Annotated in this window: 16 protein-coding genes, 1 tRNA gene and 2 other RNA genes; 16 read left to right on the forward strand and 3 right to left on the reverse strand. The window is 60.6% G+C overall.

Translation table 11 applies throughout. From position 1 onward, the window contains the following. The first annotated feature begins 131 nt into the window (after positions 1-131). Together C3F38_RS02790 and C3F38_RS02795 are read left to right on the forward strand one after the other, a co-directional pair. The gene (locus C3F38_RS02790; RefSeq protein ID WP_039568202.1) at positions 132-1,298 is read left to right on the forward strand and encodes an MFS transporter; all 1,167 of its coding nucleotides are present in this window, start codon (positions 132-134) and stop codon (positions 1,296-1,298) included. 193 nt (positions 1,299-1,491) lie between these two features. Continuing rightward, complete coding sequence (locus tag C3F38_RS02795) at positions 1,492-1,728, forward strand: DUF4282 domain-containing protein (protein ID WP_019452598.1); 237 nt, start codon at positions 1,492-1,494, stop codon at positions 1,726-1,728. A 51-nt stretch (positions 1,729-1,779) separates the two neighbouring features. On the opposite strand, the gene C3F38_RS02800 is transcribed toward C3F38_RS02795, so the two are convergent. Together C3F38_RS02800 and C3F38_RS02805 are read right to left on the reverse strand one after the other, a co-directional pair. After that, complete coding sequence (locus C3F38_RS02800) at positions 1,780-2,529, reverse strand: NAD(P)-dependent oxidoreductase (protein WP_038875909.1); 750 nt, start codon at positions 2,527-2,529, stop codon at positions 1,780-1,782. A 93-nt stretch (positions 2,530-2,622) separates the two neighbouring features. Further along, positions 2,623-3,486 carry a LysR family transcriptional regulator gene (locus tag C3F38_RS02805; RefSeq protein WP_055313443.1) on the reverse strand — a complete coding sequence of 288 codons (864 nt, stop codon included), beginning with the start codon at positions 3,484-3,486 and terminating at the stop codon, positions 2,623-2,625. A 114-nt stretch (positions 3,487-3,600) separates the two neighbouring features. Between C3F38_RS02805 and C3F38_RS02810 the strand changes: the two genes are divergently transcribed. The 4 genes from C3F38_RS02810 to C3F38_RS02825 all read left to right on the forward strand — a co-directional run bounded on the left by C3F38_RS02810 (position 3,601) and on the right by C3F38_RS02825 (position 9,422). Further along, positions 3,601-4,359, forward strand: a complete 759-nt coding sequence (locus C3F38_RS02810) for an SDR family NAD(P)-dependent oxidoreductase (RefSeq protein WP_038875906.1) — start codon at positions 3,601-3,603, stop codon at positions 4,357-4,359. Positions 4,360-4,619: 260 nt separating this feature from the next. Further along, on the forward strand, positions 4,620-6,482 hold the full coding sequence (gene bglF / locus C3F38_RS02815; protein WP_055317593.1) for a PTS beta-glucoside transporter subunit IIABC: 1,863 nt from the start codon (positions 4,620-4,622) through the stop codon (positions 6,480-6,482). Positions 6,483-6,496: 14 nt separating this feature from the next. Continuing rightward, the gene (locus tag C3F38_RS02820; protein ID WP_104456911.1) at positions 6,497-7,900 is read left to right on the forward strand and encodes a glycoside hydrolase family 1 protein; all 1,404 of its coding nucleotides are present in this window, start codon (positions 6,497-6,499) and stop codon (positions 7,898-7,900) included. Between the two features lie 151 nt (positions 7,901-8,051). Further along, a complete protein-coding gene (locus C3F38_RS02825) occupies positions 8,052-9,422 on the forward strand; it encodes a carbohydrate porin (RefSeq protein ID WP_369916783.1) in 1,371 nt (456 codons plus the stop codon). Here the strand turns inward: C3F38_RS02825 and C3F38_RS02830 are convergent, their stop codons facing one another. Then, a complete protein-coding gene (locus tag C3F38_RS02830; RefSeq protein WP_047729488.1) occupies positions 9,423-10,022 on the reverse strand; it encodes an HD domain-containing protein in 600 nt (199 codons plus the stop codon). It abuts the gene before it with no gap. A gap of 97 nt (positions 10,023-10,119) precedes the next feature. Here C3F38_RS02830 and C3F38_RS02835 point away from each other — a divergent pair, with 97 nt between their 5' ends. The 10 genes from C3F38_RS02835 (at position 10,120) to C3F38_RS02880 (ending at position 19,409) form a co-directional block, all read left to right on the forward strand. Further along, on the forward strand, positions 10,120-10,584 hold the full coding sequence (locus tag C3F38_RS02835) for a MarR family winged helix-turn-helix transcriptional regulator (protein WP_038875900.1): 465 nt from the start codon (positions 10,120-10,122) through the stop codon (positions 10,582-10,584). 160 nt (positions 10,585-10,744) lie between these two features. Further along, entirely contained in the window at positions 10,745-11,170 is a 426-nt protein-coding gene (locus C3F38_RS02840; protein WP_004934114.1) for an organic hydroperoxide resistance protein, read from the forward strand. A gap of 225 nt (positions 11,171-11,395) precedes the next feature. Next, positions 11,396-13,090 (forward strand): kdo(2)-lipid A phosphoethanolamine 7''-transferase, encoded by a 1,695-nt coding sequence (eptB, locus tag C3F38_RS02845; RefSeq protein ID WP_038875898.1) that lies wholly within the window; start codon positions 11,396-11,398, stop codon positions 13,088-13,090. A 119-nt stretch (positions 13,091-13,209) separates the two neighbouring features. Continuing rightward, a complete protein-coding gene (gene uhpA / locus C3F38_RS02850) occupies positions 13,210-13,800 on the forward strand; it encodes a transcriptional regulator UhpA (RefSeq protein ID WP_038875895.1) in 591 nt (196 codons plus the stop codon). Continuing rightward, entirely contained in the window at positions 13,797-15,341 is a 1,545-nt protein-coding gene (gene uhpB, locus C3F38_RS02855; protein WP_055312449.1) for a signal transduction histidine-protein kinase/phosphatase UhpB, read from the forward strand. Before uhpA ends, uhpB begins: the two co-directional genes overlap by 4 nt. A 95-nt stretch (positions 15,342-15,436) precedes the next feature. Then, positions 15,437-16,768: an MFS transporter gene (locus tag C3F38_RS02860; RefSeq protein WP_038875891.1), complete on the forward strand. Its 1,332-nt coding sequence runs from the start codon at positions 15,437-15,439 to the stop codon at positions 16,766-16,768. Between the two features lie 120 nt (positions 16,769-16,888). Further along, positions 16,889-16,965: transfer RNA gene (locus C3F38_RS02865), tRNA-Pro, on the forward strand. A gap of 35 nt (positions 16,966-17,000) precedes the next feature. Continuing rightward, positions 17,001-17,129, forward strand: a non-coding RNA gene (locus C3F38_RS02870) — RtT sRNA. A 35-nt stretch (positions 17,130-17,164) separates the two neighbouring features. Further along, a non-coding RNA gene (locus C3F38_RS02875) (RtT sRNA) lies at positions 17,165-17,293 on the forward strand. A gap of 424 nt (positions 17,294-17,717) precedes the next feature. Then, positions 17,718-19,409 (forward strand): glycosyl hydrolase family 18 protein, encoded by a 1,692-nt coding sequence (locus C3F38_RS02880; RefSeq protein WP_047729484.1) that lies wholly within the window; start codon positions 17,718-17,720, stop codon positions 19,407-19,409. Positions 19,410-19,736 lie beyond the last annotated feature (327 nt).

A 19,736-nucleotide genomic window follows, 5' to 3' on the forward strand; every position in this document is an offset into this window, starting at 1 on the left:
CCCACCGCACTTTTAACAAATTTGCAAAAGTCTTTTAGCCTCCCGCCTGCTTATCTTTGTTGTGATCAATGTCATACTTTCGGCATCTTAACTGTTCCCGCGCTTCGGCAGCGGTAAACCGGAGTTGTTGCATGAAAGTGAATTATCCCTTGTTAGCCCTGGCGGTGGGGGCGTTCGGCATCGGCACCACCGAATTCTCTCCTATGGGCTTGCTGCCGACCATCGCCAAAGGGGTGGACGTCTCCATTCCGATGGCCGGCATGTTGATCAGCGCCTACGCCGTCGGCGTGATGGTCGGCGCGCCGCTGATGACGCTGCTGCTGTCGCACCGGGCGCGCAGAAGCGCGCTGATTTTCCTGATGGCGATCTTTACCCTGGGCAACGTGCTGTCGGCCATCGCGCCGGATTACACCACCCTGATGCTGTCGCGCATCATCACCAGCCTGAACCACGGCGCCTTCTTTGGCCTCGGATCGGTGGTGGCCGCCAGCGTGGTGCCGAAAGAGAAACAGGCCAGCGCCGTGGCGACCATGTTTATGGGGCTGACCATCGCCAATATCGGCGGGGTGCCCGCCGCAACCTGGCTGGGTGAAACCATCGGCTGGCGCATGTCGTTCCTGGCGACGGCCGGGCTGGGCGTGATCGCCATGCTGGGGCTGTGGTTCTCGTTGCCGAAAGGCAGCGCCGGCGCGCGCCCTGACGTGAAACGCGAGCTGTCGGTGCTGGTGCGGCCGCAGGTGCTGACCGCGCTGCTGACGACCGTGCTGGGGGCGGGCGCGATGTTCACGCTCTATACCTACATCTCGCCGGTATTGCAGCACATCACCGAGGCGACGCCGCTGTTCGTGACGGTGATGCTGGTGCTGATCGGCGTCGGTTTCTCCATCGGCAACTACCTCGGCGGCAAGTTCGCCGACCGTTCCGAGAGCGCGACGCTGAAGGGCTTCTTGCTGCTGTTGGTGGCCATCATGCTGCTGATCCCGCTGCTGGCGCGCAGTGACATCGGCGCAGCGGTGAGCATGGTGATTTGGGGCGCGGCGACCTTTGCCGTGGTGCCGCCGCTGCAGATGCGCGTGATGCGCGTGGCCAGCGAAGCACCGGGGCTGTCGTCTTCGGTCAACATCGGCGCTTTCAACCTGGGCAACGCGCTGGGCGCCGCCGCCGGTGGCGCGGTGGTCTCCGCCGGTCTGGGTTACAGCTTCGTGCCGGTGATGGGGGCGATTATCGCCGGGCTGGCGCTGCTGTTGGTGTTGTTCACCAGCCGCACCGCCGCAAAAGTCGTTTACGCCAACGGCTAAGCGACAGCGTGCGGCGGTTTTTTATCCGTCGCACGCCGTTAGCCGCATAAAACATAAACGCTTATCCTCTCCCGCCCCCATTTATCTGTTCGGCATCAACTCTTAGCCGCTATCATTATCTTTGTGTATAAGTGGCCGCCGCTCGGTGCGGCGCCTCTGGGATAATGAAAGACCTGCCTAAGGAAAGATCCACATGAGAAATATCTTCTTCTTCGACGCGATGCTGACGCCAAAAATCATCACCGCCGTTTACTGGCTGGCGCTGTTGGGCGTGTTGATCAGCGGCATCGGCATGATGTTCTACGGCGAGTTCTTCCGTGGCCTGTTCGGCATCATCGTCGGCGGTGTGTTCGTGCGCGTGGCGTTCGAGATGATCATCATTGCGTTTAAAAATAACGAATATCTGCGCAAGATCGCCGAAAAACCGTAATGCTGTCCCAACGCCGGGTGCCTCCCGGCGTTGTTTCCCTTTCCGCCCAAGCTATTCGAAGCCGAGCAGGCTGAACGCATCGTCCTGTGGGGCGTAACCCAGCAGGCGACGGGTCTCTTCCAGCGATAAACGCGTGTAGCGGTTATTGGAAACCCCGTGCACCACCGCATATTGCACCCCTTCGACACGAATGCAGCGCTCCAGCAGATCGGCGGCGTCGCGATGGCTGAGAAACGCGCTCATGTCGCGGGCGCTGAGCCGATCTCCCGGGCTCAGGCTGGTGAAGTTGGCGATGCGCACCGACAGGGCAGAAAGCCCTTCCTGATGGGCGAAGTAGGCGGCGATGCCTTCGCCGAAGGCTTTACTGGCGCCGTACAGGTTCTTCGGTTTCGGCGCGTCGTCCGGGCGGATTTGATAGTCGAGCGGGTAGCCTTCCACCGCCTGCGCGCTGCTGGCGAACACCACCCGGCGGCAGCCGGCGTCTTTCGCCGCGCGGAAGATATTGAAGGTGCCGAGAATGTTGTTGTCCATCAACGAGCCGCAGAAGTCGGCGTCGGGGGAGGGATCGGCCGCCAGATGCAACACGGTGTCGATATTGGCGCAGGCCGCGCGGCAGGCGTCGAGATCGGCGATGTTGAAGCTGATGACTTCGTCGCCGGGTTGCAGATCGTTCAGCAGACTGATGTCGCGTTCCGCCAGGCGCAGCGCGTAGCGATCGCCCATTGCCTGACGAAACGCCGTGGCTACCCGGCCGCCGGCGCCGGTGATCAGAATCCGTCCTACATCAGTACGCAACACCATGATGACTGCCATCCCTACTCTCGATTAAGTGTTGACCAGTAATAATCCCCCGCGTGACTTTTGTCCAGTATTTATATTAGTCATTCTGATGCTTTATGCGGGTAATGGGCACGTTTTGCCGAGCGTTTCGACCAGGAAATTCATCACCGCGCGCACGGCAGTGGTGCGCGCCAAATCGGGATACGTCACCAGCCAAAGCTCGCGCGTTGGCGCGGCATTGGCCGTGGGCAACGGGACCAGATCCGGATCGCCATCGGCGACGAAAGTCGGCAAAACGGCGGCACCCAGCCCTGAACGCGCCGCTTGTTGCAGTGAAAACAGATCGCTGGCCTGAAAGACCACCGGACGCCCCTGCAACAGCTGTTGCAGCCATTGCTGATGCGGCTGCTGTTGGTAGTGATGGTCATAGGCGAGAAAGCGGCGCGCCGCGTCGGGTAGTGCGGCGTGCTCCGGTGCGGCATACAGCGCGTAGCGCATCATGCCTATGCGCTGCGTCAGCAGCTCTGGCTGCTGCGGGCGCACCATGCGCACGGCGATGTCGGCTTCGCCGCGATCCAGCTCGGCGAGCGCCGATTCACCCGACAGCGTGACGACGATCTGTGGAAAAGCCTGGTTAAATGCGGCAATGCGTGGCGCGAGAATATGCGCGGCGATCGACGGCGGCGCACTGATGCGCACGCCGGCCTGGGGCGCTGCGCCGGCGCTGCGCGCATGACGGGCAATAGCCTGGCTTTGCGCCTCGATCTCCGCCGCCAGCCCGGCAATCGCCTGTCCGTCCTGGGTCAACGGTGTGCTGCGCGGCAGTCGTACGATCAAACGCAGGCCGAGCGCCTGTTCCAGCGCCGCTACGCGTCGCCCGACGGTGGCGTGATCGCAACCCAGCTCCCGCGCTGCCGCCGACAACGAACCGGTGCGCGCCAGCGCCACGAAGTGTTTTAAATCCTGCCAGTCAAACATCGGTGAATTCCTGCACATTAATGATGCGATTTTCGGGAATGTTCACACGAATAACGGCGTGATTCAATGTATGAACGTTTCCTCTTAAATTGAATTATTCAATTAATGTTTCTTATGAATTTGCAATTACAGCAACGCACGGCATTGGTCACGGGCGCCAGCGAAGGGATCGGTGCCGGCATGGTCAGGGTATTGGCCGCTCAAGGTGTCAAGGTAGTGGCCACCGCACGACGCGGTGACCGGCTGCAGGCCTTGGCGGATGAGGTGGAACGGCAAGGGGCGGCGCGTCCGCAGGTGATCGTTGCCGATGTGACCGAGCCTGAGGCTCTCGCCCGTTTGGCGGCGCAGGCGCTGTGCCAGGTGGGGACAGTCGATATTCTGATCAACGCGGTCGGCGCGTTTCACCCCACGACGTTGAACGACAGCGATCGCAGCTGGGATGACGCTTTCGCTTTGAACTTCACGCCGGCCCGCAGATTGACTCAGGCGCTGTTGCCGGCCATGCAGGCGCAAGGCTGGGGCCGGATTATCAACATCAGCGGCTCGATGGAGCCGCGCAGCCTGAGCGCCGCCAGCGCCGCCAAGGGCGCATTGCATCTGTGGGCCAAAGGACTGGCCGGCGATGTGGCTGCGCAGGGGATTACCGTCAATACGTTACAGCCGGGGCGCATCAACAGTGAACAGATCCGCGAGCGCTTATACGCTTGCGATGAAGCACGCCAGGCGTTTATTGCGCAACATATCCCGATCGGCTACTTCGGCGAACCGGAAGACATGGCCTATCTGGCGGCGTTTCTTTGCTCCCCGCTCGCGCGATATATCACCGGCGCGGTGATCCCGGTAGATGGCGGCATGCATTATTTCGCGCATTGAGGTCGTTTTGCCCCCGCGATCACAGTTCGGCAATTTGCCGGCGCAAAGGCTTGCCCCGGCAAAATCCGCGGTGTTAACGTCATAACTCAACCGATTTAGGGTTGTTACTGCTACGGCAGGCAAAACCTAAACCTCGCGTTTCTGTTCCCCGATGGGGCAGAGGCCGCGAGGTTTAGGTTTTTTTTTGCGCCGAATTCCGCCTCAGCGCCAGGCCAGTGCGGGGAGGGGAGAGGCAGAACGCGAAGTCTAAGGATAACCGTATGAAATATGACACATTAGCCAGTGAGATTTTGGCCGGCGTCGGTGGCCGCGACAATGTGAAAAGCCTGGTGCACTGCGCCACCCGCCTGCGTTTCAAGCTGCGTGACGACACTCGCGCCAACGCGGCAGCGCTGAAGAAAAACCCCGGCGTCATCATGGTGGTGGAGAGCGGCGGCCAGTTCCAGGTGGTGGTGGGCAACCACGTGGCGGAGGTGTTCGACGCGGTTAACCGCGTTGGCGGGTTGGCCGAGGGCGCGCCGAGCGACGACGCGGGCGGCAAAAAAGACAACCTGCTCAGCCGATTTATCGATCTGGTGTCCGGTATTTTTACCCCGCTGCTCGGGGTGATGGCCGCTTCGGGGATCCTGAAAGGCTTCCTGGCGCTGAGCCTGGCCTGCGGCTGGCTGCTGGAGAGCGGCGGCACCTTCAAAATGCTGTTCGCCGCCAGCGACTCGCTGTTCTACTTCTTCCCGATCATGCTCGGCTACACCGCCGGGAAAAAATTTGGCGGCAACCCCTTCGTCACCATGGCGATCGGCGGCGCGTTGACGCATCCGCTGATGATGGCGGCGTTCGACGCGGCGCAGCAGCCGGGGGCGGTGCGCGAATACTTCTTCGGCATTCCGCTGACCTTCATCAACTACAGTTCGTCGGTGATCCCGATCATCTTCGCGGCCTGGGTGTCCTGCCGCCTGGAGCCGCTGTTTAACCGGGTGATCCACAGCGCGCTGCGCAATTTCATCACGCCGCTGCTGTGCCTGGCGATCACCGTGCCGTTGACCTTCCTGCTGATCGGCCCGGCGGCGACCTGGCTCAGCCACCTGCTGGCCAACGGCTATCAGAGCATTTACGCCTTTAACCCGATCATCGCCGGCGCCTTTATGGGGGCGATGTGGCAGGTGTGCGTGATCTTCGGTCTGCATTGGGGATTGGTGCCGTTGATGATCAATAACCTGAGCGTGCTGGGGCGCGACACCATGGTGCCGCTGCTGCTGCCGGCGGTGATGGGGCAGGTCGGCGCCACGCTGGGCGTGATGCTGCGCACCCGCGATGCCAAGCTGCGGGCGCTGTCCGCTTCGGCCATCGGCGCCGGGATTTTCGGCATCACCGAACCGGCGGTATACGGCGTTACGCTGCCGAACAAACGCCCGTTCATCTTCGGCTGCATTGGCGGCGCGCTGGGCGGTGCGGTGATCGGCTACTTCCATACCTCGGTCTACTCGTTCGGCCTGGTGAGCGTATTCACCTTCGCGCAGATCATCCCCGGCGGCGGCATCGACGCCACGGTATGGGGCGCGATCGGCGGCACCCTGCTGTCGTTCGTGTTCGCCGCGCTGGCCAGCTATCTGTTCGGCGTCGCACCGGCGGAAGAGACGGCGCAGCCTGAAGCCGCCGCGCCGCTTAACCGCAAGCAGGCCATCCTCAGCCCGATCGCCGGCGACATCGTGCCGCTGGATCAGGTGAACGACGCAACCTTCGCCAGCGGCCTGCTGGGGAAAGGGGTGGCGATCGCGCCGCAGCAGGGGCGCGTGGTGGCGCCGGTGAGCGGCAGCGTGGCGTCGCTGTTCAAAACCAAACACGCCATCGGCATCGAATCGGACGACGGCGCGGAGATTCTCATCCACGTCGGCATCGATACCGTGAAGCTGGACGGGGCGCATTTCACCGCCCATGTGCGGGAAGGCGAGCGGGTTGCCCCGGGCGATCTGCTGATCGAGTTCGACCAGGCGGCGATCCATGCCGCCGGCTATGACACCACCACACCGATCATCATCAGCAACAGCGATGACTACGTGGACGTGTTGACCAGCGGCCTGTCTCCGGTGCAGGAACAGGCGCCGCTGCTGACTTTATTACGCTAATTGAGGAGCAAGCGATGAACGGCAAGTTTCCGCAACATTTTCTGTGGGGCGGCGCGGTAGCGGCGAACCAGGTAGAAGGCGCGTATCAGGCCGACGGCAAGGGGCTGTCGACCTCCGATCTGCAGCCGCAGGGCATCTTCGGCGCCATTACGCCGCGCGCGGCGGGCGACAGCGGCATCAAGGACGTGGCGATCGATTTCTATCACCGCTATCCGGAGGACATCGCGCTGTTCGCCGAAATGGGCTTCAAGTGTCTGCGCACCTCGATCGCCTGGACGCGCATTTTCCCGCAGGGCGACGAAGAGACGCCGAACGAGGCCGGGCTGGCGTTTTACGATCGGCTGTTCGACGAGATGGCGAAGTACGGCATTCAGCCGCTGATCACGCTGTCGCACTATGAGATGCCTTACGGCCTGGTGAAGCACTACGGCGGTTGGGGCGATCGGCGTACCATCGATTTCTTCGAGCGCTATGCGCGCACCGTGTTCGAACGCTACAAGCACAAGGTCAAACACTGGCTGACCTTCAACGAAATCAACATGTCGCTGCGCGCGCCTTTCACCGGCGTCGGCCTGCCGCAGGAGAGCGACAAGAGCGCCATCTATCAGGCGATCCACCATCAGCTGGTGGCCAGCGCCAGAGCGGTGAAGGCCTGTCACGAGATCGTGCCGGAGGGCAAAATCGGCAACATGCTGCTGGGCGGCATTCTGTATCCGCTGAGCTGCAAGCCGGAAGATCTGCTGGAAACCCAGCGGCAAAACCGCGACTGGCTGTTCTTCGGCGACGTGCAGGCGCGCGGCTGTTACCCGGCCTATATGCAGCGCTTCTTCCGTGAAAACGGCATTCAGGTGGCGATCACCGAGGAAGATCGGCAAACGCTGCGCGAAACCATCGATTTCATCTCGTTCAGCTACTACATGAGCGGCTGCGTCACCGCCGACCCGGCGCAGTACGAGACGGCGCGCGGCAACATTCTCGATATGGTGCCGAACCCGCACCTGGCCAGCTCGGAGTGGGGGTGGCAAATCGACCCGATCGGGCTGCGCTACCTGCTCAACGTGCTGTACGACCGCTATCAGAAGCCGCTGTTCATCGTCGAGAACGGGCTGGGCGCCAAAGATCGCGTCGAGGCCGACGGCAGCATCCACGACGACTACCGCATCAACTACCTCAATGACCATCTGGTGCAGGTGGCGGAAGCGATCGACGACGGCGTCGAGGTGATGGGCTACACCAGCTGGGGGCCGATCGATCTGGTCAGCGCCTCGAAGGCGGAAATGTCGAAGCGCTACGGCTTCATTCACGTCGACAGGGACGATGCCGGCAACGGCAGCCTCGAGCGCCGCCGCAAGAAGAGTTTCTACTGGTATCGCGATGTGATCCACAGCAACGGCGCCAGCCTGAAAGACCGGCGCTAGCCTCTAAGCCCGGCGGCAAACGCCGGGCGTTAACCTAACGTTATTCGCTGCTGTTCATGATGGGAAATTCTCTCCCAGGGAATGCTGTTGCCCGCAGTCAGCCGTTATGCGGAGAAATATAATAATGATGAAAAGCTTATTACCTCGTTCCATGACCCTGGCGGCGCTGGCGCTGCTCTGTAGCCAGGCGCAGGCGGAAACGCTGCAAACCGGCAAGGACGTCGAAGCCCCCACCGCCAAATGGGAAGGGGTGGCGCTCGGCTTTGAGCCGCCGCAGCCCGGGCTGTTGGGGGATATGCTGGGGATCAGGCCGATCTTGGAGGATCACGGCTTCCACTATAATCTCGGCTACCTCAGCCAGCTGTCGTATAACGCCGGCGGCGGTTACAACCACGATAAACAGGCGTCTTACATCGACCAGTTCTCGTTGACCTTCAGCCAGGATTTGCAGGCGCTGACCGGCATTCCGGACGCGGCGATCGAAGGCAATATCGTCAACCGCAACCATGACAACAACCTGACCCGCGATCGCTTGCAGGATCCGCGCGTCGGCCTGACCGATCTGTCGCAGGAGAGTTTTGGCGGGCAGTCGATTACCCGGCTGGGTTGGTTGACCTTCAGCCGCTCCTTCCTCGATCGCCGGCTGCAGTGGCGCATCGGCATGATGAACAAGGTGCAGGATTTCGATCAGATCATCCCCTGCGATTTTCAGACGCTGACGCTGTGCGGCGGCAAGTCCGCTAATTCGTTGACCTGGTACAACTGGAACGTGCATTACTGGGGCAGCACGCTGCAATACAAGCTGACCGACGGCCTGACGCTCAAGGGCGGCGTGATGGAGCAGAACCCGAGCGCCCCCAGCCGCAGCCACGCCTGGAGTTGGTCCACCAAGGGCAGCAAAGGCTTCCTGTTGCCGATGGAGCTGGAGCTGAAAACTCACGCCGTCAACCAACTGCCGGGGGTGTATAACCTGGGCGTGCTGTTCACCAACGCGCGCCAGAGCGATCTCTATGAAGGGGTGTCCGGCGGGCCGGGCGCCAGCGATCCGCAGGGCTATCGCAGCCACGATCGCACCTGGTTCCTGTATACCGGTTTCAACCAGCAGGTGACGCGCCATGCGGATGACGTCAACCGTGGCCTGAGCGTGTTTTACAGCCTGGGGCTGGGAGATCAGCGCAGCAACTACCTGCACTGGTCTACCTCGACCGGCATCCGTTACCGCGGGCTGTTCGATGCGCGGCCGGACGACTGGCTGGGGCTCGGCGTCTCGGTGGTGAAGCTGAGCGACCGCTACAAAGACAATCAGCGTTATCTCAACCAGATGAGCGGCATCAGCGATTATCACGATCCGAACTACCGGCCGGTGCCGGGCCACTCGGTGACGGCGGAGCTGTATTACCGGGTTAACGTCACGCCGTGGCTGCAGCTGCAGCCGGGCCTGCAGTACTGGCATCACCCGGCGGGCGTCAGCGAGACGCAGGACGCCTGGGTGACGGCGTTGAAAACGGTGGTGACCTTCTGATCAGGCCGCGTCGCTCTCGCGGTAGCGCCGGCGGGCGTGTTCGAACCAGCTGGCGGGCACGTTGTGCGGTGGCTGCTGCAACCTGAGCAGCCCCTGTTCAACGATATGGCTGGCCTGGCGCCACAGCGTCGGGTCGCCTTCGGTCAGCACCTCCAGCAGGCGCTGTTTCTCGATCAGGTAGGTCTGGGCGAAGTGGCTATCGTAGTCCAGCAGCGAGCGGGTGTTGTCGATAAGATCCGCCAGCTTAATGGTTTTGGCCTGCGGCGACGCGGCGGCGCTGTGGCGTCGATCGCGGTTTTTGCGCTCGAAGCGGTTGCCGTCCTCGGCGTGGCTGACGTTGGTTAGCATCCGCACCAGCTCTGCCACCTTCGGCCCGAAATGGCTGTCGATATCGCCGAGGGTGGTGGGCGTGTCTTCCACCGTATCATGCAGCCAGGCGGCCGCCAGCATCTCTTCGGTGTGCGGTACGCTGCGCACCAGCTCCATCACCGCCTGCGGGTGGACGATGTACGGATCGTCGGTGTATTTGCGGCGCTGATCGATGGCCGCATGCGCCTTGGTGGCGTAGCGGCGCGCGCGTTCTGCAAGCGTGTTCGTCATTTCCTTTCCCTCCGAGCATCCTCTGCATGAAAAAAAGGTAGCATACCTCACAAGAAATAGCTTGCGATTACATCGTGCGCTATCTATATTCACACACATGAAAAGCACCGAGACCGAACAATCCAAGGCGAAGAACCTGCTGCAGCTCGATCAGCAGCTCTGTTTCGCGCTGTACTCCGCCAATCTGGCGTTGCACAAAGTTTATCGCAAGCTGTTGAGTCAGCTCGAACTCACCTACCCGCAATACCTGGTGATGATGGTGCTGTGGGAGCGCGATCGGGTGACGGTATCGGATATCGGCGAGCGGCTGTTCCTCGATTCCGCCACGCTGACGCCGCTGCTGAAGCGGCTGGAAACCGCCGGTTTGCTGGTGCGTTATCGCGCCACCACCGACGAGCGGCAGGTGATCATCGCCCTGACCGAAGCCGGCCGCGCGCTGCGCGAGCGGGCGCAATCGGTGCCCGAGGCGGTGATGTGCGCCACTGACTGCAGCCTGGACGAGATCGTCTCGCTCAAACAGCAGCTGGAAAAGCTGCGCGGCAGCCTGATCGATCAGATTTGACCCGCCGCCGCCGAACGCAAGAACGGCGCGGGTGGTCTACACTGGTTAATAAGTGTCAAAAATAAGTAGCGCACGATTTAATCGCAAAAGATAAATATGTGACCGGCTTTACCTCGTGGAAGCCGTAGTCATCTCGCCAACCAGCAAGAAGGAATGAACGATGTCTATTGAGAAAGTGGTTTACCGCGCGCACGCCACCGCAACCGGCGGCCGCGACGGCCGTGCGACCTCCTCCGACGGCGTGTTGGACGTGAAACTGGGCGTGCCGAAAGAGATGGGCGGCGCCGGCGGCGAAGTCACCAACCCTGAGCAGCTGTTCGCCGCCGGTTACTCGGCCTGCTTCCTCGGCGCGTTGAAGTTTGTCGCGGCGAAGGAAAAGGTCAAAATCCCGGCCGAAGCCAAGATCGACGGCACCGTCGGCATCGGTGAGATCCCGAACGGCTTCGGCATCGAAGTGCAGCTGGATATCTCGCTGCCGGGCATCGAGCGCAGCGTGGCGGAAGATCTGGTGAAAAAGGCGCACGTGGTGTGCCCATACTCCAACGCTACCCGTGGAAATATCGATGTGACTCTGAACGTTAAGTAAGATTTTTGCCGAAATCTGGAAAAAATGGAGGGTTTATCCCTCCATTTTCTTGCGTACCCTGCCTGAAAATCGTTCAAAAAAACGGTAAATTTTGTCCGTTTTGTGAGAATTCTCTTGCTTATTACCCGCAAAATAACGCTTATTGCCGGTTGGCTGAACCAGAAGCCGCAATCAGTGTCTGACTGAGTCAGAACCGCTACACCGTCCCCGGAGCCACCGCGTTACATGAACAAAGTTAAATCGCTATCACAGCAGAATTTATCGTTATTGTTAGCGATCTATATCGGCATATTTCTAAACCTGTCCGTTTTCTATCGCCGTTTTGATTCGCTGGCGCACGGCCTTCAGGGAATTAAGCTTATTTCGGCGGTGACGGAAGTCATCGCTATCGTCCTGTTTACGTTTTTCATCATGCGGCTGGTATCGCTCGGCGGCCGGCTGTTTTATCGCATCGTCGCCTCGCTGCTGGTGTTGATTTCGGTGGCCGCCAGCTACTACATGACGTTTTTCAACGTGGTGATCGGCTACGGCATCGTGGTGTCGGTGATGACCACCGACACCGATCTGTCGAAAGAGGTGGTTGGTCTGCACTTCGTGCTGTGGATGGTGGCGCTCAGCGCCTTGCCGCTGCTGCTGATCTGGAAAAACAGCCTGCGTTACACCCTGATCGAACAGCTGAAAACCCCCGGTCATCGCATCAAACCGCTGCTGGTCTTGCTGGCGGTGGTGGCGCTGGTCTGGCTGCCGCTGCGTATGCTGGACGACGAGCAAAGCGTGCAAGAGAAGCTCGCCAACATCGATCTGCCGAGCTACGGCGGCGTGGTGGCGCACTCGTACCTGCCGTCTAACTGGCTGTCGGCGCTGGGGCTGTTCGCCTATACCCGCTATGACGAAAGTCAGGATCAGAGCACGCTGTTCGATCCGGGCAAACACTTCACCTATGTGCCGCCGGCGGACATCGACGATACCTACGTGGTGTTCATCATCGGCGAGACCACGCGCTGGGATCACATGGGCATGCTGGGCTACGAGCGCGATACTACGCCGCGCCTGTCGAAAGAGAAGAATCTGGTGGCGTTCCGCGGCGAGTCTTGCGACACCGCCACCAAGCTGTCGCTGCGCTGCATGTTCGTGCGCGAAGACGGCACCGAGGACAACCCGCAGCGCACGCTGAAAGAGCAAAACGTGTTCGCGGTGATGAAGGAACTGGGCTTCTCTTCCGAGCTGTTCGCCATGCAGAGTGAGGTGTGGTTCTACAACAACACCGAAGTGGACAACTATGCGTTCCGCGAGATGATCGCGTCCGAGAAGCGCAACGACGGCAAGGCGGTCGACGATATGCTGCTGGTGGACGAAATGAAAGAGTCGCTGGCGCGTTATCCGAAGGGTAAACACCTGGTGATCCTGCATACCAAAGGCTCGCACTACCTGTACTCGCAGCGTTATCCGCGCAGCTATGCGCGCTATCAGCCGGAGTGCATGGGGGTGGATGACTCCTGCACCAAGGCGCAGCTGATCAACGCCTTCGACAATACGGTGCTGTATACCGACAGCTTTATCAGTAACGTGATCGACCAGGTGCGGGACAAGAAGGCCATCGTGTTCTATGCCGCCGATCACGGCGAGTCGATCGGCGAGAATACGCACCTGCACGGCACGCCGCGCGAAATGGCGCCGCCGGAGCAATTCCGCGTGCCGATGATGGTGTGGGCGTCGGACAAGTTCCTCGAGAACCCGCAGCACCTCAGCGCCTTTGAGCAACTGCAGGCGCAGCAACGCATCGGCAGAACGCACCGTCACGTCGAGCTGTTCGACACCGTCCTCGGTTGCCTCGGTTACACCTCGCCGAACGGTGGCATCGTGGATAAAAACAACTGGTGCCATCTCCCGCAGAATAAAACGGCGCCTGCCAGCCTGTAATCCCTCCCGCCGGGAGCCTTGCGCACCCGGTAATTTCCGCCAATACATTCTCTTCATCAATTATTCCGGTGTGTGCATACGGTATACTTGCGCACTTCCCCTTCTAACCGGAGATTTCCATGACCCTGCGCGTGGCGTTTATCGACGATCATGACATTGTGCGTTCGGGCTTTGTGCAGCTGCTGTCGCTGGAGGCCGATATTCAGGTGGTGGGCGAGTTCAGCAGCGCGGCGCAGGCGCGCGCCGGCCTGCCGGGGCTGGAGGCGGAAATCTGCATTTGCGACATTTCGATGCCCGACGGCAGCGGGTTGGATCTGCTGGCGGACATTCCCTCCGGCATCCGCGTGGTGATGCTGTCGATGCACGACAACCCGGCGCTGGTGGAAATGGCGCTGGATCGCGGCGCCAGCGGCTTCCTCTCCAAGCGCTGCAAGCCGGAAGATCTGATCACCGCGGTGCGCACCGTCGCCGGCGGCGGCGTCTACCTGATGCCGGAAATCGCCCAGCAGCTGGCGCGGGTGAGGGTCGATCCGTTGACCCGCCGCGAGCGCGAAATCGCGCTATTGCTGGCGCAGGGCCAGGAGGTGCGCGAGATCGCCGCCGCCTTGGGGCTGTCGCCGAAGACGGTGCATGTGCATCGCGCCAATCTGTTCGCCAAGCTGGGTATCAACAATAACGTCGAGCTGGCGAGACGGATGCTGAACCTGTGACGCAGCGCCTGATCACCCAGCTGGCGCTGTTTTTCATCTACGCCGCCAGCGCGTTTTGCCTGTGGGGGATCGGCACCGCGCTGATCGACCCGCCCTGGCAGGCGCTGCTGCTGTTCCCGTTCGGCCTGCGCATGGGCATTTTGCTGCAGAGCCCGTACCGTTTCTGGCCGGGGATCCTGCTGGCTGATCTGCTGCTGATGGCGCTGCTGGCGGACCAGTTCGGTTACGGCCCGGCGCTGTGGGCGTCGGTGGCGGTGCTGGTGTTGACGGTGCTGCTCAGCCTGCTGGCCTCGCCGTGGCTGTTGCGCCATCAGCAGAGCGACAGCGAATGGCGGTGGCCGCTGTTGCAGGGCGCGGTGGTGGCCGCCGCCGCCTTGCTGCAGGCGCTGGTATGGCAGCTGGTGAGTGGCGAAGGCGCCCGCGCGCTGCTGCTCGGCCTGACCGGCGGTTTCACCATCGCGCCGACCTGCCTGCTGTTGTGGCACTATTTGGCGCGCCAAATCTGGGTGCCGCTGGAGCCGGGACTGATCCACAAGCCGGTGGAGCTGCGCCTCGGCCACCTGGCCAGCTATCTGCTGCTGTTTGCGTTCAGCATCTGGCTGCAGCAGCAGGTGAACGCCGCCGAGCTGCGCCGTTTCGCGCCGTTCTGCCTGGCCATTCCTATCGTATTCATGTCTTACCGCTACGGCTGGCAGGGTGCGCTGTTGGCGACGCTGCTCAACGGCGTGGCGCTGATGGTCAACGAGCCGCCGCAGCCGGAGTCGCACCGCGATCTGCTGCTGTCGCTGCTGGCCCAAAGCCTGACCGGGTTGCTGTTGGGCGCCGGCATTCAGCGCCAGCGCGAGCTGAATCAGCAGCTGCGGCTGCGGCTGGCGGAGAACCGTCAGCTGGCGCGGGCGCTGGTGACGGCGGAGGAGCAAACCCGGCGCGAGGTGGCGCGCGAGCTGCACGATGAAGTGGGGCAGACCATCACCGTGATCCGCACCCAGGCCAGCATCGTCAAGCGCCTGGCGCCGGAACCGGCGGTGATCGGCTGCGCCGACGCCATCGATGCGTTGGCGCTGCGGGTCTACGACGGGGTGCACGACGTGCTGACCCAGCTGTGGCCGGCGGCGCTGAACAACCTGCCGCTGTCGGCGGCGGTGGCGGCGATGCTGCGGGAGTCGCTGCCGCAGGACGCGTCGCTGGTGAGCAGCCTGCAGTGGCAGGTGCCGGACGAGCTGCTGGATGAAACGCTGAAAATCACGCTGTACCGGGTATGTCAGGAAGGGGTGACCAATGTGTGCCGCCACGCCGGTGCCAGCCGCCTGGAGCTGGACGCGCGCCTGCAGCCGCGCAAAGGCGCCGCGCCGCTGATCGCCCTGACCATCCGCGACAACGGCGTGGGTTTCGATGCGGAAAACCACCAGCCGGGGTATGGCCTGCGCGGCATGCAGGAGCGCATCAGCGCCCTCGGCGGCAGCCTGCGGTTCACCGCTGAACGGGGCGCCTGTTTGAGTGTGATCTTACCCACAGTTTCACCGGCGCAAGCGCAAAACTAGGAAAAACTCCTAGCCGCGTCGGGAATCCGGCGTAATCCTCCCGCGCGCGCGAGGAGCATCATAGCGGCACTTTATTCAATCCTCTGAGGTTCCACATGTGGTCTTTCCTTAAAAGCCGCTCGGACGCGCCGCAGGTCACCGATCAACGGCAGATCGATGCCAGCTACAAATACTGGCGCATCCAGCTGATGTGCACCATGTACATCGGCTACGCCGCGTTTTACTTCACGCGCAAAAGCTTCAACTTCATCATGCCGGCGATGCTGAGCGATCTGGGCCTGACGATGTCCGACGTCGGCATCCTCGGCACGCTGTTCTACATCACCTACGGCTGCTCGAAATTCATTTCCGGCATGATCAGCGATCGCTCCAACCCGCGTTACTTTATGGGGCTGGGCCTGATCATGACCGGGGTGCTGAATATCTTCTTCGGCCTCAGTTCGTCGCTGCTGATGCTGGGCACGCTGTGGATCCTCAACGCCTTCTTCCAGGGCTGGGGCTGGCCGCCGTGCTCCAAAATCCTCACCAGCTGGTATTCGCGCTCCGAGCGCGGCAGCTGGTGGGCGATCTGGAACACCTCGCACAACGTCGGCGGCGCGCTGATCCCGCTGCTGGTGGGCTTTATCTCGCTGCACTTCAGTTGGCGTTACGGCATGATCATTCCCGGCATCATCGGCGTGGTGCTCGGCCTGCTGATGTGCTGGCGCCTGCGCGACAAGCCATCCACCCTGGGGCTGCCGAGCGTCGGCAAATGGCGTAACGACGCCATGGAGCTGGTGCAGGAATCGGAAGGCCAGGGGCTGAGCAACCGCGAGATCATCAAACGCTACGTGCTGACCAACAAGTACATCTGGCTGTTGGCGGTCTCTTACGTGCTGGTGTACATCGTGCGCACCGCGATCAACGACTGGGGCAACCTCTACCTGACGCAGGAAAAGGGCTATTCGCTGATGACCGCCAACTCGGCCATTTCGCTGTTTGAAGTGGGCGGCTTTATCGGTTCGCTGGTGGCCGGTTGGGGCTCCGACAAGCTGTTCCGCGGCAACCGCGGCCCGATGAACCTGATCTTCGCCATCGGTATCTTCCTGTCGGTGGCGGCGCTGTGGCTGATGCCAGGCGTGACCTACCTGCTGCAGGCCTGCTGCTTCTTCGCCATCGGCTTCTTCATCTTCGGCCCGCAGATGCTGATCGGCATGGCGGCGGCGGAGTGCTCGCACAAGGATGCGGCGGGCGCGGCGACCGGTTTCGTCGGCCTGTTCGCCTACCTGGGCGCGGCGCTGTCCGGCTACCCGATTGCGCGGGTGATGGAGATCTGGCACTGGAACGGCTTCTTCGTGGTGATTTCCATCGCCGCCTGCCTGTCGGCGCTGTTCCTGCTGCCGTTCCTGCGTGCGCAGACGCCGGCGCTGAAAACCGCTAACGCCTGAGTGAAATACGCTGCGCAACCCCCGGCGCAGCGCATTATGGCGCTTTTATCACCACTTGAAATGCAGGGGCAAAAAAGTGATTGACGCCTATAACCGCCAGCAGTAAGATGCGCCCCGCATCGGCGAGTAGCGCAGCTTGGTAGCGCAACTGGTTTGGGACCAGTGGGTCGGAGGTTCGAATCCTCTCTCGCCGACCACCATTCGAAAAACCTGCTTTTAAAGCAGGTTTTTTTTCGTCTGTCGTTTATGAGGATGAGTACCTCCGCAGGAGGTTCGAGCCTCGCGAAGCGAGACAACGTTGCTTCAGCAACGGCCCGCAGGGCGCGCATCCAAGATGCGCGTAATCCTCTCTCGCCGACCACCATTCGAAAAACCTGCTTTTAAAGCAGGTTTTTTTTCGTCTGTCGTTTATGAGGATGAGTACCTCCGCAGGAGGTTCGAGCCTCGCGAAGCGAGACAACGTTGCTTCAGCAACGGCCCGCAGGGCGCGCATCCAAGATGCGCGTAATCCTCTCTCGCCGACCACATTCGAAAAACCTGCTTTTTAAAGCAGGTTTTTTTTCGTCTGTCGTTTATGAGGATGAGTACCTCCGCCGATATGGCCGGCTGCGCTTTATGGCGTGCCTCAATCTGCCGTCCTCGTGAAATATATTTATCCTTTACGCTTAATTAATTCACACTCCTTATTCCCATTAGGTTCTTATTTTCATATTTAAATAAATTCATGCTTGCCAAATAAAACCCGGTTGATAGCGCTCTTGTTTTCACGTTTTTTTTACCTATAGTCTGAATGGACAACGCGGGAACTCTTATTCCCGCCGCGTGGGAAATACCGTGATTATTTATTAACGTTAATCTTCGTGGATTATTGCGGGATCATTTTGCTCCGGCAATGCGTGGCGTCGATTAACTCTTTTATGTTTATCCTCTCGGAATAAAGGAATCAGTTATGCGCAAATTTAATAAACCGCTGTTGGCGCTGTTGATCGGCAGCACGCTGTGTTCCGCGGCGCAGGCCGCCGCACCGGGCAAACCGACCATCGCCTGGGGCAACACCAAGTTCGCTATCGTCGAAGTCGATCAGGCGGCCACCGCTTATAATAATCTGGTGAAGGTAAAAAATGCCGCCGACGTTTCGGTCTCCTGGAATTTATGGAATGGCGACACCGGCAAGACGGCAAAAATTTTATTAAATGGCAAAGAGGCGTGGAGCGGTCCTTCAACCGGATCTTCCGGCACGGCGAATTTTAAAGTGAATAAAGGTGGCCGTTATCAAATGCAGGTGGCGTTGTGCAATGCTGACGGCTGCACTACCAGCGACGCCACCGAAATTGTGGTGGCCGACACCGACGGTAGCCATTTGGCGCCGTTGAAAGAGCCGCTGCTGGAAAAGAACAAACCTTATAAACAAAACTCCGGCAAAGTCGTCGGTTCTTATTTCGTCGAGTGGGGCGTTTACGGGCGCAATTTCACCGTCGACAAGATCCCGGCGCAAAACCTGACCCACCTGCTGTACGGCTTTATCCCGATCTGCGGCGGCAACGGCATCAACGACAGCCTGAAAGAGATCGAAGGCAGTTTCCAGGCATTGCAGCGCTCCTGTCAGGGCCGCGAGGACTTCAAAGTCTCCATCCACGATCCGTTTGCCGCGCTGCAAAAAGCGCAGAAGGGCGTCACCGCCTGGGATGACCCCTACAAGGGCAACTTCGGCCAGCTGATGGCGCTGAAGCAGGCGCGCCCTGACCTGAAAATCCTGCCGTCGATCGGCGGCTGGACGCTGTCTGACCCGTTCTTCTTCATGGGCGACAAGGTGAAGCGCGATCGCTTCGTCGGCTCGGTGAAAGAGTTCCTGCAGACCTGGAAGTTCTTCGACGGCGTGGATATCGACTGGGAGTTCCCGGGCGGCAAAGGCGCCAACCCGAACCTGGGCAGCCCGCAGGACGGGGAAACCTATGTGCTGTTGATGAAGGAGCTGCGGGCGATGCTGGATCAGCTGTCGGCGGAAACCGGCCGCAAGTATGAGCTGACCTCCGCCATCAGCGCCGGCAAGGACAAGATCGATAAGGTGGCTTACAACGTCGCGCAGAACTCGATGGATCACATCTTCCTGATGAGCTACGACTTCTACGGCGCCTTCGATCTGAAGAACCTGGGGCATCAGACCGCGCTGAATGCGCCGGCCTGGAAACCGGACACCGCCTACACCACGGTGAACGGCGTCAATGCGCTGCTGGCGCAGGGCGTCAAGCCGGGCAAGATCGTGGTCGGCACCGCCATGTATGGCCGCGGCTGGACCGGGGTGAACGGCTACCAGAACAATATTCCGTTTACCGGCACCGCCACCGGGCCGGTTAAAGGCACCTGGGAGAACGGCATCGTGGACTACCGCCAAATCGCCAGCCAGTTCATGAGCGGCGAGTGGCAGTACACCTACGACGCCACGGCGGAAGCGCCTTACGTGTTCAAGCCTTCCACCGGCGATCTGATCACCTTCGACGATGCCCGCTCGGTGCAGGCGAAAGGCAAGTACGTGCTGGATAAGCAGTTGGGCGGCCTGTTCTCCTGGGAGATCGATGCGGACAACGGCGATATTCTCAACAGCATGAACGCCAGCCTGGGCAACAGCGCCGGCGTTCAATAATCGGTTGCAGTGCGTTGCCGGGGGATATCCTTTCGCCCCCGGCTTTTTCACCGCCGAAAGTTTTTTTACGCCGCACAGATTGTGGCCCTCGCCGGCGCAAAACGCGGCCATCGGACTCACCCTTTTGGGTAATCCTTCAGCATTTCCTCCTGTCTTTAACGGCGATCACAAAAATAACCGTTCAGATATTCATCATTCAGCAACAAAGTTTTGGGGTTTTTTAACGGAGTTAAAAACCAGTAAGTTTGTGAGGGTCAGACCAATGCGCTAAATATGACCGCTTAGCATAAATTTTCATGCTGGAACTGTTAACAAAAGGTTTTTTTT

Source organism: Serratia sp. SSNIH1, from assembly GCF_002935055.1.
Lineage (GTDB): Bacteria > Pseudomonadota > Gammaproteobacteria > Enterobacterales > Enterobacteriaceae > Serratia > Serratia nevei.